Origin of the sequence: Collinsella provencensis, assembly GCF_900199705.1 — a bacterium.
Lineage (GTDB): Bacteria > Actinomycetota > Coriobacteriia > Coriobacteriales > Coriobacteriaceae > Collinsella > Collinsella provencensis.
Genome location: NZ_LT904908.1, coordinates 1,717,790 through 1,731,011, shown reverse-complemented (window position 1 = coordinate 1,731,011; position 13,222 = coordinate 1,717,790). Strand labels below are relative to the sequence as shown.

The 13,222-nt window shown below is 57.6% G+C and carries 9 protein-coding genes and 1 tRNA gene; 2 read left to right on the top strand and 8 right to left on the bottom strand.

The features are described from left to right. Nucleotides 1-899 precede the first annotated feature (899 nt). The 4 genes from rplT to C1711_RS07650 form a co-directional block, all read right to left on the bottom strand. A complete protein-coding gene (rplT, locus tag C1711_RS07665; protein WP_102338483.1) occupies nt 900-1,259 on the bottom strand; it encodes a 50S ribosomal protein L20 in 360 nt (119 codons plus the stop codon). 41 nt (nt 1,260-1,300) lie between these two features. Beyond that, nucleotides 1,301-1,498 carry a 50S ribosomal protein L35 gene (gene rpmI / locus C1711_RS07660; protein WP_102338482.1) on the bottom strand — a complete coding sequence of 66 codons (198 nt, stop codon included), beginning with the start codon at nt 1,496-1,498 and terminating at the stop codon, nt 1,301-1,303. Between the two features lie 30 nt (nt 1,499-1,528). Beyond that, nucleotides 1,529-2,086 (bottom strand): translation initiation factor IF-3, encoded by a 558-nt coding sequence (gene infC, locus C1711_RS07655; RefSeq protein WP_102338648.1) that lies wholly within the window; start codon nt 2,084-2,086, stop codon nt 1,529-1,531. Nucleotides 2,087-2,517: 431 nt separating this feature from the next. Next, nucleotides 2,518-2,603 (bottom strand) — tRNA-Leu (locus tag C1711_RS07650). A gap of 348 nt (nt 2,604-2,951) precedes the next feature. Between C1711_RS07650 and C1711_RS07645 the strand changes: the two genes are divergently transcribed. Beyond that, nucleotides 2,952-4,319, top strand: a complete 1,368-nt coding sequence (locus C1711_RS07645) for a HipA domain-containing protein (protein WP_102338481.1) — start codon at nt 2,952-2,954, stop codon at nt 4,317-4,319. Between the two features lie 82 nt (nt 4,320-4,401). On the opposite strand, the gene fba is transcribed toward C1711_RS07645, so the two are convergent. The 4 genes from fba to recJ all read right to left on the bottom strand — a co-directional run bounded on the left by fba (nt 4,402) and on the right by recJ (nt 11,899). Then, complete coding sequence (gene fba, locus C1711_RS07640; RefSeq protein WP_102338480.1) at nt 4,402-5,268, bottom strand: class II fructose-1,6-bisphosphate aldolase; 867 nt, start codon at nt 5,266-5,268, stop codon at nt 4,402-4,404. 90 nt (nt 5,269-5,358) lie between these two features. After that, nucleotides 5,359-6,054 (bottom strand): MBL fold metallo-hydrolase, encoded by a 696-nt coding sequence (locus tag C1711_RS07635; RefSeq protein ID WP_102338479.1) that lies wholly within the window; start codon nt 6,052-6,054, stop codon nt 5,359-5,361. A gap of 93 nt (nt 6,055-6,147) precedes the next feature. Then, the gene (locus C1711_RS07630; protein WP_199824894.1) at nt 6,148-8,448 is read right to left on the bottom strand and encodes a RelA/SpoT family protein; all 2,301 of its coding nucleotides are present in this window, start codon (nt 8,446-8,448) and stop codon (nt 6,148-6,150) included. 103 nt (nt 8,449-8,551) lie between these two features. After that, nucleotides 8,552-11,899, bottom strand: coding sequence for a single-stranded-DNA-specific exonuclease RecJ (gene recJ, locus C1711_RS07625; protein ID WP_102338478.1), 3,348 nt, complete (start codon nt 11,897-11,899; stop codon nt 8,552-8,554). A gap of 333 nt (nt 11,900-12,232) precedes the next feature. Between recJ and C1711_RS07620 the strand changes: the two genes are divergently transcribed. Continuing rightward, nucleotides 12,233-13,159 (top strand): bile acid:sodium symporter family protein, encoded by a 927-nt coding sequence (locus C1711_RS07620; RefSeq protein WP_234346351.1) that lies wholly within the window; start codon nt 12,233-12,235, stop codon nt 13,157-13,159. Nucleotides 13,160-13,222 lie beyond the last annotated feature (63 nt).

The following is a 13,222-nucleotide window of genomic DNA, read 5'->3' as shown; positions in this document are numbered from 1 at the left end:
AGTCTGGAGTAAAGGTGAATTGAACGGGGCCTGACGTATGATTATCAGACCTTACGCTCGACTCTTCGATACATTCGACTGCTGGCTCCATCCCATCGGATGGGCCTGCCTCTCTCTTCCGTCTCTTCGCGGTATCCGGTTCTCAAGGTACCCGCCGCGGTCCCCGTGGGGCCGCGCGGCAAGGAGATATAATGCCAGAGAAACCCCGCCCCCCGGGCGACTTTCTCGCTCTCCACGACTCTTACACAATTGATTGGTTCGGAGATCTTCCCGACTTGCCGTCACCCGTTTCTGATATACCCGTCTAGCTGCTCTTTTAACCAGATATACGGACTGTCCGAATTGAAAGGCCAAAGATCTCCCCGATTCGGATTCGTCCATATACATGTCCTTCAACGCCAGAAAAATAATTTTTAGTCGCTGAATTGCGAAGTCAAACGCTATTGCCCATGCGTTTCGAGCGACATTGAATTCGAAGCCGGCCTTATCTGAACGGTCAATCCCTACATCAAAGTTGCGTTGCCTATGAATTAATGCACTTTGAGGCCGTCAAAAGGGAGAAAACCATAGGCAACAGCCAGAGAGCATAGGCGACTGCCAGAAACCATAGGCAACAGCGACGAACATACATCTTTATGCAGCATTCACGTCTATTACTCTACGTCTACTGCTCTATTACCTATGAATTGATGCGCTTTGAAATCTCCAAAACGCAGAAAATCATAAGCAACCGCAATGGAAGATAAATGCCGTGTGGATGCATCAGTGCCGCGCGGGTGCATAAATGCCATGCGGATGCATAAGTGATACGCGGTCACCAATCCACAGATATCGGTATACAAAAAGCGAGGCGTCCGAAGACACCTCGCTTGCAAACCCAACGGGTATTGATATGAGACTTAGGCCTCGAGCGCCTTCTTGGCGATGGCTGCGAGCTCGTTGAACGACTCGATGTCCTCGTAGGCCATCTGAGCGAGGACCTTGCGGTCGAGCTCGATGCCGGCGAGCTTCAGGCCGTGCATGAACTGGGAGTAGGAAATGTCGTTCATGCGGGCAGCAGCGTTAATACGGGTGATCCAGAGGCTGCGGATCTCGCGCTTCTTGTTGCGGCGATCGCGGTACTGGTACTGGAGGGAGTGCTGGACCTGCTCTTTGGCGTACTTATAAGAACGGGATGCCTGACCGTAGTAACCCTTTGCGCGGCTCAGGACAACACGGCGCTTCTTCTTGGCGTTCACAGCGCGCTTCACACGTGCCATAGTTAATCAACTCCTAAAACAGATAGTGGGAAAAACGGGGATTAACGACCGGCGAGGCGGGCGTTGATGACCTTGGCGTCGGCGGCGGCGAGCTCGGTCTCCTGACGGAAGCCGCGCTTACGCTTGGTGGTCTTCTTGGACAGGATGTGGCTCTTGTAAGCCTTGGCACGCATGATCTTGCCCGTGCCGCTGCGGCGGAAACGCTTCTTGCTGCCGCTGTGGGTCTTCATCTTAGGCATTGCAAACTCCTTCTATTACCTAGGAAACTACTACTTATCGCTCGGCTCGCCAGCGCCCTCGTTGTCGAAGGCTCCCTTGATGGGGGCGAGAAGCATGAGCATGTTACGGCCTTCCAGTTTGGGCTGGGATTCGACCGTAGCGTACGGCTTGAGATCCTCTGCGAGGCGCTCGAGAACGTTAAGACCCTGCTCCGGATGGGCCATTTCACGGCCGCGGAACATGATGGTGATCTTGACGCGTGCGCCCTTCTTGAGGAAACGCAGAACGTGGCCCTTCTTGGTCTCGTAATCGCCCACATCGATCTTCGGACGGAATTTCATTTCCTTGACCTCGATCTTGGACTGGTTCTTACGAGCCTGTTTGGCCTTCATGGCCTGCTGGTACTTGAACTTGCCATAGTCCATAACCTTACACACCGGCGGATCGGCATTGGGCGCGATTTCCACCAAGTCGAGGTTCTGGTCATCGGCGATGCGTTGCGCGTCACGCGTGGCGAACAGTCCCAGCTGCGAGCCGTCCACACCAATGAGACGAACGCGCGAAGCGGTGATCTCATCGTTGATGCGGGTGTCATCAGACTTAGCTATGTCCTTACCTCCTTTTGCATCTCGAACAAAAAACCCGGAACCATGGCGGTATCCGGGCGAACAGCTTCTTTGCAGTCGTGCGGCCACAGGGGCGAACACAGGCAACTCAGTTGTACGACCAGACAGCTACCGCAATGGCGCCGAAAGGTGGGGACCCTCGGGTCCCGCTTCCATGGCTGGAAAACCCAGCGACTCGTGAAGTTTATCACAAAACACGGGGGCTTCATGCATTCATCACGAGAATATGCAGATATATGGTGCCCGAGGTGAGATTCGAAGCGTGCGCCTTGCGGCGCCCGCACCGCTCGAGCTTGCGCTCTCGCGACCTCGCTACGAACAGGCCGCAGGCCTGTTCGCTTGACGCTCGGGCACTCGCGTGAGTTCGGCACGAAACCGCCGATCGCACAAGGCCAAGCTCCACCAAACAGGAATGGTGCCCGAGGTGAGATTCGAACTCACACGCTGTCGCCAGCGGAGGATTTTGAGTCCCCTGCGTCTGCCATTCCGCCACTCGGGCAACAAATACGCCGGGCTATGATACCACATGATATCGACAAGGATGTTGTACTTTTGAGAACGCAACGCACTTTGCGTCATGACGAATACCTCCGCTCGGAGCAGTCCGAGGAACCCTTCTCCATTCTCAGAACATTCCATATCGAACAATTCGCAGACAGCTGCACCCACATCTGAAGGCGTTTGGCGCTCTCAGATGCGAACGGCAGAAACAGTAGGGTAAACGGAGGACAGGTAGTAAGGCGACCACATTGCTGCAATGCTATATTGCTATAAATATATTAACCTCGTTAAATAGTGATATAGTTTGATTGCGTATATTTTCTAATTACATTTAACGAGGTAGACGATGCATGATGACATTTCTTTCGTATCGATGGCAGAGGCGGCTCGTGAGCTTAAGGTCACCAAGGCGCGCATTTCGCAGCTCCTCAGTGCCGGACTGCTGAAGGGAACGCTGGTTGAGGGACGACGCATGATTGATGTTTCGTCAATCGAAGCGTATCGCCGCGGTAGCTCTGGCGCATCTTCCCTCTTGAGAAAAAAACAATTCACGCTCATGTCTGCTCAGCATGAAATTGCACGCATTGACTACGATGACCGGAGAAATAACCCCTTGTCCGTTCTGGAGATAGTCGATCCTGCGCGGATGCCATTTGGAACCATAACCTCAAATGACACGATCAAGACACGGGAGTTCAACGACTGGTGGCGGCATCGATCGGTCCCCAATACCAGACCTGGCCTGATGCGCAAGCTTGACGAGTTCGGCCTTACGGATGCATCGGGCTTGCCCGTACGTAATCTCGGACTGTCCCTTTCCGACTGCTATTGGTTGCGCCCAGAAGACCAGAGCGCCCTTTCATGGGATGCGATCAACTACTTTGATAACGACTTTGAAGGAGCCGATTCCAATCGATGGGATGAATGGCTTGGAGCAATCGGCCTTGACTCTCCCGATAACACATCTGAAGGAGAGTTGCCCAAGCGATGGGGTATTAAGGACGGGATGCGCGTCTTGATAAAAGGATGCGGTTTCGATGATCAAAGACCGTATAACGAGGCCGTTGCAACGGCACTGTATCGCCGCCTGTTGGATGCCGGCGCTTTCGTAGCCTATGAGATTACGCGCGTAAGCGATAGGGCCGCCTGCATGTGCCCCTGTTTTTTGGGGGCACATGAGGAATATATCCCAGCGGTCTATGTAAAAAACGGCATCGGCAACACGCGGGGCGCGTCGACGTATGACAGGTTTGCGCGATACGCAGGCCGATGGACCGGCGATGAGGAAGAAGCGCGTCTAGCGCTATCCCAAATGATCGTGTGCGACGCGATAATCGCAAATACAGACAGGCATTGGCGCAACTTTGGCTTCGTTCGCTCCGTCGATACGCTCCAGATGCGCCCTGCGCCGATTTTTGATTCGGGCAACAGTTTGTGGTATCAAAAGTCAACTGTTGACTTGAAACAAGGAGACTGGACGTTCTCAGCACGGCCTTTCGATATTAATCCCGATCGCCAGCTAGCTATGGCAGACAGATTGGATTGGTTCGATTCAAGCCGCCTGTCAGATTTTGTCGACGAGGCGATGGCCATACTGTCCCAAAGCGAAAGCGCAACACGAGGCGGCAGATTGGACCTGCTTGCGCAGGGATTGAAATTGCGCGTTGAAACTGTTTCCGCGGCGGTTAAGACGCTAAGACACGTTCCGCGCTAACTCACTACCAGACGAAAAAGAGGGACGCCGTCGATTAAGACCGCATCCCTCCTATTAGCTGGGAATTAATACCAAAGTGCCCTTAGGCCTTGTTCACGCTGCCGAACTCCTCCATGAGCTCCTTGGTGCGCTCGACAATGGCGTCGCGACCGGGCTTGAGGAGCTTGCGGGGGTCGTAACCCTTGCCCTGCTGATCCTTGCCGGCCTCGATGTACTCACGCGTGGCAGCGGCGAAGACGAGCTGGAGATCGGTGTTGACGTTGATCTTCGCAACGCCCATGGAAATGGCCTTCTGAATCTGGTCCACCGGGATGCCGGTACCGCCGTGCAGCACGAGCGGGAGATCGCCGACCTCGGCCTTGATCTCGGCAAGGCGCTCGAAGGACAGGCCCGCCCAATCCGCGGGGTACACGCCATGGATGTTGCCGATGCCGCAGGCGAGGAAGTCGACGCCCAAATCGGCAATCTGCTTGCACTGTGCAGGGTCGGCAAGCTCACCGTTGGAGGTCACGCCGTCCTCGGTACCGCCGATACCGCCGACCTCGGCCTCGATGGACAGGCCCTTGGAATGGGCGAGCTCAACGAGCTCCTTGGTGCGGTCGAGGTTGATCTGGAAGGTTTCCTCGTGGGAACCGTCGTACATGATGGAGGTGAAGCCGGCCTCGATGCAGGCAAGGCACTGCTCATACGTGCCGTGATCGAGATGCAGGGCGACGGGAACCGTGATGTTGAGGGCGTCGATGCAAGCCTTGACCATGTCGGCGCAAACCTTGAAGCTGCCCATCCACTTGGCAGCACCACCGGTGCACTGGATGATCAGCGGGGACTTGGTCTCCTCGGCTGCCTTGAGGATGGAAAGCGTCCACTCCAGATTGTTGGTGTTGAACGCACCGAGGGCGTAATGACCGGCCTCGGCATCCTTGAGCATGTCAGCGGCATTTACGAGCATAGTCGGACCTCCTGTTGTCCATACTCGAACAGTAACGTTTCCAAGTTTACCATCGGGGTGCCATCACCTCGTAATCTACAGCACGGCACCCTACTTACGGAAATGCCGCAAACCGCGGCGCATGAAGAGATTGCCTTCGAGCTCCTCCGCGATCGTGGTGGGATCGTTGTGTCCGATCAGGCACAACGTGTCGGGAGGAAGCATCGAACCGAGCTTACCGAGCGAATGGAAAATCGCCGCCTCGTCTCCCCCCTCCAAATCCGTACGTCCATGGCCTTTGGGGAACAGCGTATCGCCTACCCAGGCGATATTGCCCGTCTGTGTTGCGGCGAACAGCACGATGCCGCCCGGCGTGTGCCCCGGCGTCTCCAGAACCTGCAGAGTTACATCGCCAAACGAAATGGTATCGCCCTCGCTGAGCAAGCGATCGGGCACAGGCGGCATCTCGTACTCGTAACCCCAGGTCACGAGCATGTGGCGAATCGCTCCCGGAATAATGTCGGCATCGTTTTTCGAAATGAGGAACGGCACGTCATCGCCAAGTGCGCGTCGCACGCCCGGTACGCCGCCGATATGATCGGCATGGCCGTGCGTGCAAATGATCGCCTTGAGCGTGACGCCCGGGCACTCTTCCTCAAACGCCGCTGCGAGCTTCTCCCCCTCCCAACCGGGGTCGATCATCACAGCTTCATTGCCACTCACGACAAAATAGGTGTTCGTTTCAATCGGTCCGTTCACCACGCAGTGGATTTCGAGCGACCCGGCAGGATTCAAATCGAGTTCCATACTCCCTCTTTCCAGATAAGACACAGCGCCCTTTTGCAAGAACGCTGTGCTGATGCTTTCCTTCAAGCGCCGTCATTTTCGACTGCGCTACACCTATCGGGCACGTTTCTTCTTCGACTTTGACCCCTCGCCCGGCATGAGGCGACGTGCGTCGTACACGTTTTCGACCGCGCCGATGGCCCCCAGCAACGGATCGAGACGGCTCGAATCGGAGATCTCAATAAGGAAGCGCAACGTGGCAATACCCTCGCGGCTTGTGGAAATAGCTGCGGAAAGAATGTTGCCGCCCGCATCTCCAATCGCGATGGTCACGTCTTTGAGCATGCCCATACGATCGATGCCCTCGACGATCACTTCCACCTGCACCGCGGCATCGGCGGCGTTATCCCAACTCACACCAATCATGCGCTCGGGATGCTCCATAAGCCCCTTGACGTTGGGGCAATCCGCACGGTGCACCGAGACGCCGCGGCCGCGGGTGATGAAGCCCACGATCTCGTCGCCTGCCACCGGGTTACAGCAGTGCGCCAAGCGCACGAGCATGCTGTCGCCATCGGCGCCTTCGACGCGAACGCCCGACTTGCTGCGCTTTCTTTGGGCGTTTCCCGTTCGGGGCGGCTGGTTTATCACATTGGCAATCGCTTCGGCCTTCGCAGAGGCAGCATCGGCCGGACGCGGATCGAGAATGGCCTGGACCTTATTGCCAACGGCGCGCGGCTGGACCTTGCCCGCGCCCACAGCGGCAAACAGATCCTCGAGGCTCTTGTAATTCATGTCCTCGGCAACGGCGTTGAGGGCACGCGTCGAGCGCGGGGTAGAAATACCGTAACCGCGCTTGCGCAGGTCCTTGGCGAGCATTTCGCGGCCGGCCGCTGCGTCCTCGTCCTTCGTTGCAGCGGCGAAATAGCGGCGGATCTTCGACTTGGCACTCGGCGTACGCACGATGTTCAGCCAGTCACGCGAGGGCTTGGAATTCTTGTTCGTGAGAATCTCCACGCGATCGCCCATCACCAGCTCGTGCGTAAGCGAAACAACCGCACCATTGACCTTGGCGCCTACACAATGGTTGCCTACCTCGGTATGGACGGCGTACGCAAAGTCAAGCGGCGTCGAACCCGCGCGCAGGCTCATGACCTCGCCTTTGGGGGTAAAGACGAAGATCTCCTGGTCATACAGGTCGACCTTGAGCGAGTGCAGGAACTCCTTGGGGTCTTCGATCTCCTCGTTTGCGACCCAATCGAGGCTGCGCTTGAGCCAGTTGATCTGGTCATCCAAACGCTGGGAGCTCGAGTCCTTCGTAGCCGTCGAGCCGCCTGAGCGCTTGTAGAGCCAATGGGCGGCGATGCCGTATTCGGCCTGCTCGTGCATCTCGTACGTGCGGATTTGAATTTCGAGCGGACGCGCCATGGGACCGATAACGGTCGTGTGCAAGCTCTGGTAGTTGTTGAACTTGGGCATGGAGACATAGTCTTTGAAGCGACCTGGCATCGGGTGCCACAGAGAGTGCACGGCGCCCAGCGCCGAGTAGCAATCTCCCACCGTGTTCATAATGACGCGCAGCGCAACAAGGTCGTAGATCTCGGAAAACTCCTTGCCCTTGCGCTTCATCTTCTGGTAGATGGACCAGTAGTGCTTAGAGCGACCCGTGATCTGGTAGCCCACAAGGCCCGCCTTCTTGAGCTCGTCGTCAAGTGCCTTTGTGGTTTCGGCCAAGAAGCGCTCACGAGCCTCGCGGCTCTCGGACACCATGCGGGCGATGCGCTGATACGCTTCGGGTTCCAGATAGAAGAACGAGAGGTCCTCGAGCTCCCATTTAATTGAGCTCATGCCCAAACGATCGGCAAGCGGAGCGTACACGTCCATGGTCTCGCGCGCCTTGAACAGACGACGATCCTCACGCAACGCTGCAAGCGTACGCATGTTGTGCAGACGGTCGGCAAGTTTGACAATCACCACGCGGATGTCGCGGCTCATAGCAAGGAACATCTTACGCAGGTTGAGTGCCTGCTTGGCATCCATCGTGTCGACATCGATGTTCGTGAGCTTCGTCACGCCGTCCACGAGCTCGGCGACGGTTTCGCCAAAAAGCTTCGTCACATCATCGAGCGAGGTGGTCGTGTCCTCAACGGTGTCGTGCAGCAACGCCGCACACACCACATCGCAGTCCATTTTGAGCTCAGCAAGGATGATAGCTACCTCGACCGGATGGTTGATATACGCCTCGCCGCTCCTACGGCGCTGGGCGCAGTGCTTTTCGGCGGCAAAACAATACGCGCGCTCGACCAGGCCCCGATCGTGCTCGCCCATGTACTTTTCCACCAAATCGAGCAGCTTGTCAAAGTTGTCCGCCTGGTACTCGGCAGGCAAGGCATCAGCGCTGGGATAGTGCACCATCTCGTCGCTCGGACGAAGTGGCTCGGAGCCCTGCTTCCACTCCTGCGCCTTGGGAATGCGCTCAAGGTCGAGCATGTCAGCCCTGGTTTCTCTCTTAACCATCTCAGTTGCCTCCCTCGCTCGTGTGCGGGGTAATTGGACGATTCACGCGTGCCAGCATATCACGAGGCGATGCGCTCAAAGCCCAATCCTTGAATGCGGAAAACTCAAGTTGGGCGTGCAGCCCCTCGAGATAGCGAATGGAACGATCAAGGTCCACGTGTCCGGGATTCTCAACCATCTCGATATGGTGAATGCCATCCACCTCGCTCAAGCCCACAAACCCGAGCTCTTCGAAAATCGCCAAACCGCTTGGAACCATGCGGTCCTCAACGGGTATGCGCGCGTCAACAGCCATGCACATCTGGGCAATATCCAAATCACTCGCGCAAAAAGACCGCTCACTGGTTTCCGCACGATGGCTGCGCCACATGGTCTGCAACGCACGGTACAGCGTCACGAGCGCCTTGCGCTCGGGAGCCGCCGCGTTAAGCAAGCGCTCATTGATGCGCGCATCGCGGCTTGAATACAGCAAATGAATCGTGGCAGGTTTGCCATCGCGCCCCGCGCGACCGCTCATCTGATTGAACTCGATGCTGCCAAAGGGCATGTGATAGAGCACCACGTGGCGAATGCCGGGCAGGTTCACGCCCTCACCAAACGCTGAGGTTGAAATGATGCACGTCAGCTCGTCGGCGCGGAAAGCCGCTTCAACAGCCGCGCGATCGGCGCGGGAAAGCCCGGCGTGATAAAACGCGATACGGCCGCCGAGCTCGGGAACACGACGGCGCAACGTCCTACAGAGCGCCACGGTCTGCTCGCGCGAGTTGACATACACCACGCACTTCTCACCCGTCGCGACAATGGACACCAAGCAGTTTTCCCTACTCGTCAGGTCGCGCTCATCATCCAAATTGAGATTCTCGCGCACGGCGGTATCGAGCACGCGCTCGTCGATGGGCAAAACGCGTTCGATTTCCTGAGCAACCTCATAGGAAGCCGTGGCCGTCAGGGCAAGTACGCACGGATTTCCCAGCGCTTTCAAGACAACGGGCATGTCGAGGTATGCACTTCGATTGCCGCCCTTTGCACCCGCCACGTGATGCGCCTCGTCAAACACGACGAACCCCACGCGCTGTGACGCGGCAAGGCGGTCGTAATGAAGCGCCAGGTATTCTGGCGTCGTAAGGATGATGTCGAGCTTGCCCGCAGCGAACTGCTGGTAGGCGCGTTCACGCGCAGAGGGAACCGTCTCTCCGGTGAGCACGCCCACGCGGACTCCCAACTCGGCGAGGTCCTCAGCAAGATGGAACGACTGGTCGGACACGAGCGCTCGGAGCGGATACACAAAGATGCTCGCACGATTGTTGAGCAGCGCCTCGCGCACCGCATGCACGTGGAAAATCAGAGATTTGCCGCGACCCGTTCCCATGACGGCGAGAACGTTCTTGTGTGCCTGCAGCGCATCAAGCGCCTGCAATTGAGCGCGATGGGGCTGCGCTGCCCCGATAAAGGTATGGATGAGGGAGCGCGTGAGCTGGTCATACGGCAACTTTGCATACGCCGCACGGCGCTCTGCGCTAGGAACGCATTCAGGCATAAGCGAAGAAACAGAGCTTGATGCCGAAATACCATCCTGGACATTCGTCCCGCTCGAATCATTCAGCTCCAACGGGATCTCGATTGTCGGGCGTGTGTCATCGCAGCTGCGACACAAGATGTCCTTCACCATGAGCTTGGTTTTGGTGCGCCCCTGCCAGCACTCCGCAACTGCCTCGAATACCAAGTCGACAACCGTGTCGCAATTCACCAGGTCTTCGACCTGCGGAACGCGGAACATGATGGCGGGGATGCTCGTCAGGCCGTCCGTGGCGAAAAAGCGCATATGATCGCCCGTTTTTCCCACCACGGTGCGGTCGCACATCGTCACGCCGCACGCGGCGAGCAACGGGACCTTGTTGCCCTGACCAAAGGGCTCAAGCGCGCTCATCTGCTGAACGGTTTCGATATCGAGCTCGGAGAGTTTAACCGTCGCCGCGATCTCCCCACGATCCTCAAAATCCTCGAGAGGAGCTTCGGAGAGCACGGCATTCAGGCGCTCACGCAAAGCATCCAGGTTCTCCGCAGCGCACGTCACACCCACAGCGCCCGCATGGCCGCCGAAGCGAATGAGCAAATCCGAACACTTCTCAACCGCTTGGAACAGGTTGATCTGCCCCACCGAGCGACCCGAACCGCGTGCGATGCCGTCTTCGATGGAGAACAGCAGCGTAGGAACGTGATAGCGGTTGACCAGGCGACTTGCCACGATGCCCTTGACACCCTCATGCCAGCCCTCACCGCCGACCACGATAACGCGGCCGCCGTCATACGTGCTCGCAACCAGGGCCTCCGCCTGTTCGGTGAGTTCCGCCTCGATGGAGCGCCGCTCGCGGTTGATGTCCTCGAGCTCCGAGGCAAGACGTCCCGCCTCAATGGCGTCGGTCGCCATCAGCAAATCGAGCGCCAGCGTCGGATCAGCCATGCGGCCGGCGGCGTTGAGGCGCGGAATCAAAGAGAAGGACAGCGCGTCTGCCGTAATCGTCGAGAGGTCAGTGCGTGAAAGCGCGGCGAGCGCCACATATCCAGGACGCGTTGTCTGCCGCATATGGGCAATACCATCTGCCACCAAGGCGCGGTTCTCGGGCGTAAGCAGCATCATGTCGCTCACCGTTCCGAGTGCCGCCACCTCGGTGAACGTCCGCCAAAGACCGGGATTTCCCATGCGAGCACCCAGCACCTGAACAAGCTTGAGCGCCACGCCCGCACCCGCAAGTTCGCGGCTCGGGCTCTCAGCGTCAAACTTGGGGTCGGCAACGGGAATGCCCTGCGGAACAAGGTCAGCAGGCTCGTGGTGATCGGTCACCACGATGTCGATACCGCGTTCTACGAGATACCCAACTTCATCTCGGGCGGCGATACCGTTGTCGACGGTGATGACAAGCGATGGATTGCATGCTTCGATAACACGATCGAGGGCATGTTGTGTTAAGCCGTATCCCTCGTCGAAACGGTGCGGAATAAAGGGGTGCACGCAGGCGCCCAGCGCACGAAATGCCTCGGTGAGCAGGCATGTCGACGTGATGCCATCGACATCGAAATCGCCAAAGACCGCAATGGTCTCATGGGAGCGAATCGCACGCTCAACACGGTCGGCAACTTCACGCATGCCGGGAATGATAAGGGGGTCTGTCCAATCGCGCTCCAGCGAGGGTGTGAGGAAGCGCTTGCCCTCCTCTACATCCGCAATGCCGTGAGCGACCATGACGCGTGCTACGAGCGGCGCGACGGAAAGACCGCGGACAAGTTCCGCCTCGAGCTCTGAATTGTTAGGCGCAATGCACCATCGGTGCGAGGTCTTAAGGGAAGCCATATCGTTTGATCCTTTTGCAACTGGCCCACACCCCTTCCACAAACTCATGGAAATGGGGCGCAGCCCAGACCCGCTGCGGCGGGCGTCTTTGTTGAACATGCATAAGTATACACGCGCATGCGGACATGCAATTGCACATGCCGTATTCCCAGCGCGCTTTTCACCTTGTTGAAATGCGGTCTGCATTCCTTTTCGGAAGGATTAACGAACATGGCGCGGACCCAGCGATGTCGCGCGCGCCCTATATACTTGCCCTCACAACCTGACACACGGCGCGGCGATTGGAGAGTTTTGGACGCGTGGCAAAAACTGGGAAGATTTATCGGGTCACACATGCCCTTCATCGTGCCGCTCTGCGTTGCGACGGGCGTGCTCTTTCCCGACCAAATCGGTCCAGTCAAGACAATCGTTCCCACGCTCTTCGCCTTCATGACGTTTCAGGGGGCGCTCAACAACACCCTAGAGCAACTGGTTCAGGTGTTTCGTAAGCCGTTGACGCTCATCGCCGTCCTCACAACGACGCTCGTGGTCATGCCCACACTCGCCTTCCTTCTGGCAAGCCTGCTGTTCGGCGGCAACATCAACATCGTAACGGGCATCGTGCTTGCCTATAGCGTGCCCGTAGGCATCGTCAGCTTCATGTGGATCGGTATGTTCTCGGGCAATGGACCACTTGGCCTTGCCATCATCTTGATTTCGACGGTGATTTCCCCCGTCTCCATTCCCCTCACCTTGAAGGTTCTTTTGGGTCAAACCATTCAGGTTGATGTTATGGGCATGTTCACCGACATGGTGTTCATGATCGCATTGCCTGCACTCGCCGGCATGTTGCTCAACGACTTCACGCACGGATGGGGGCACTCGAAGCTCTCCCCCGCCACCGCTCCGCTCAGCAAGATACTGCTGATCGTCATCATCACGTCAAACGCGACGGGCGCAAGCCCCTATGTGCTGCACATGAACGGCGAGCGCGTGCTGGCAATGCTGTTCGTGCTGCTTTTCACCACATCGGGCTTTGTGTGGGGTCTTTTGCTCTCACGTGTGTTGGGTAGCAGCCGCGAAGACTCCGTCACCCTCGCATTTGACTGCGGTCTGCGCAACATCTCCTCGGGCACGGTCATCGCCACGCAGTACTTCCCCGGCGAAGTGGTGTTCCCCGTCATGTGCGGCACGCTGTTCCAGCAGATGCTCGCGGCGCTCTTCGGCCGCGCCGTCGGATATGTTGTGGACAAGCGAGAGAAGAAGCGCGCGGAAGCGTGAAGCTGAATGCGCTGGTACATGAAACCAGCGCAAAGACGCGGCGCTCGCATGCGGGGTTTTGTA

What these genes read in the sequence shown, in the direction of transcription:
- recJ (WP_102338478.1), bottom strand. Translation starts at nt 11,899, where the DNA reads ATGGCTTCCCTTAAGACCTCGCACCGATGGTGCATTGCGCCTAACAAT.
- C1711_RS07620 (WP_234346351.1), top strand. Translation starts at nt 12,233, where the DNA reads ATGCCCTTCATCGTGCCGCTCTGCGTTGCGACGGGCGTGCTCTTTCCC.
- C1711_RS07635 (WP_102338479.1), bottom strand. Translation starts at nt 6,054, where the DNA reads ATGGAACTCGATTTGAATCCTGCCGGGTCGCTCGAAATCCACTGCGTG.
- fba (WP_102338480.1), bottom strand. Translation starts at nt 5,268, where the DNA reads ATGCTCGTAAATGCCGCTGACATGCTCAAGGATGCCGAGGCCGGTCAT.
- rplT (WP_102338483.1), bottom strand. Translation starts at nt 1,259, where the DNA reads ATGGCACGTGTGAAGCGCGCTGTGAACGCCAAGAAGAAGCGCCGTGTT.
- C1711_RS07645 (WP_102338481.1), top strand. Translation starts at nt 2,952, where the DNA reads ATGCATGATGACATTTCTTTCGTATCGATGGCAGAGGCGGCTCGTGAG.
- C1711_RS07630 (WP_199824894.1), bottom strand. Translation starts at nt 8,448, where the DNA reads ATGGTGCACTATCCCAGCGCTGATGCCTTGCCTGCCGAGTACCAGGCG.
- rpmI (WP_102338482.1), bottom strand. Translation starts at nt 1,498, where the DNA reads ATGCCTAAGATGAAGACCCACAGCGGCAGCAAGAAGCGTTTCCGCCGC.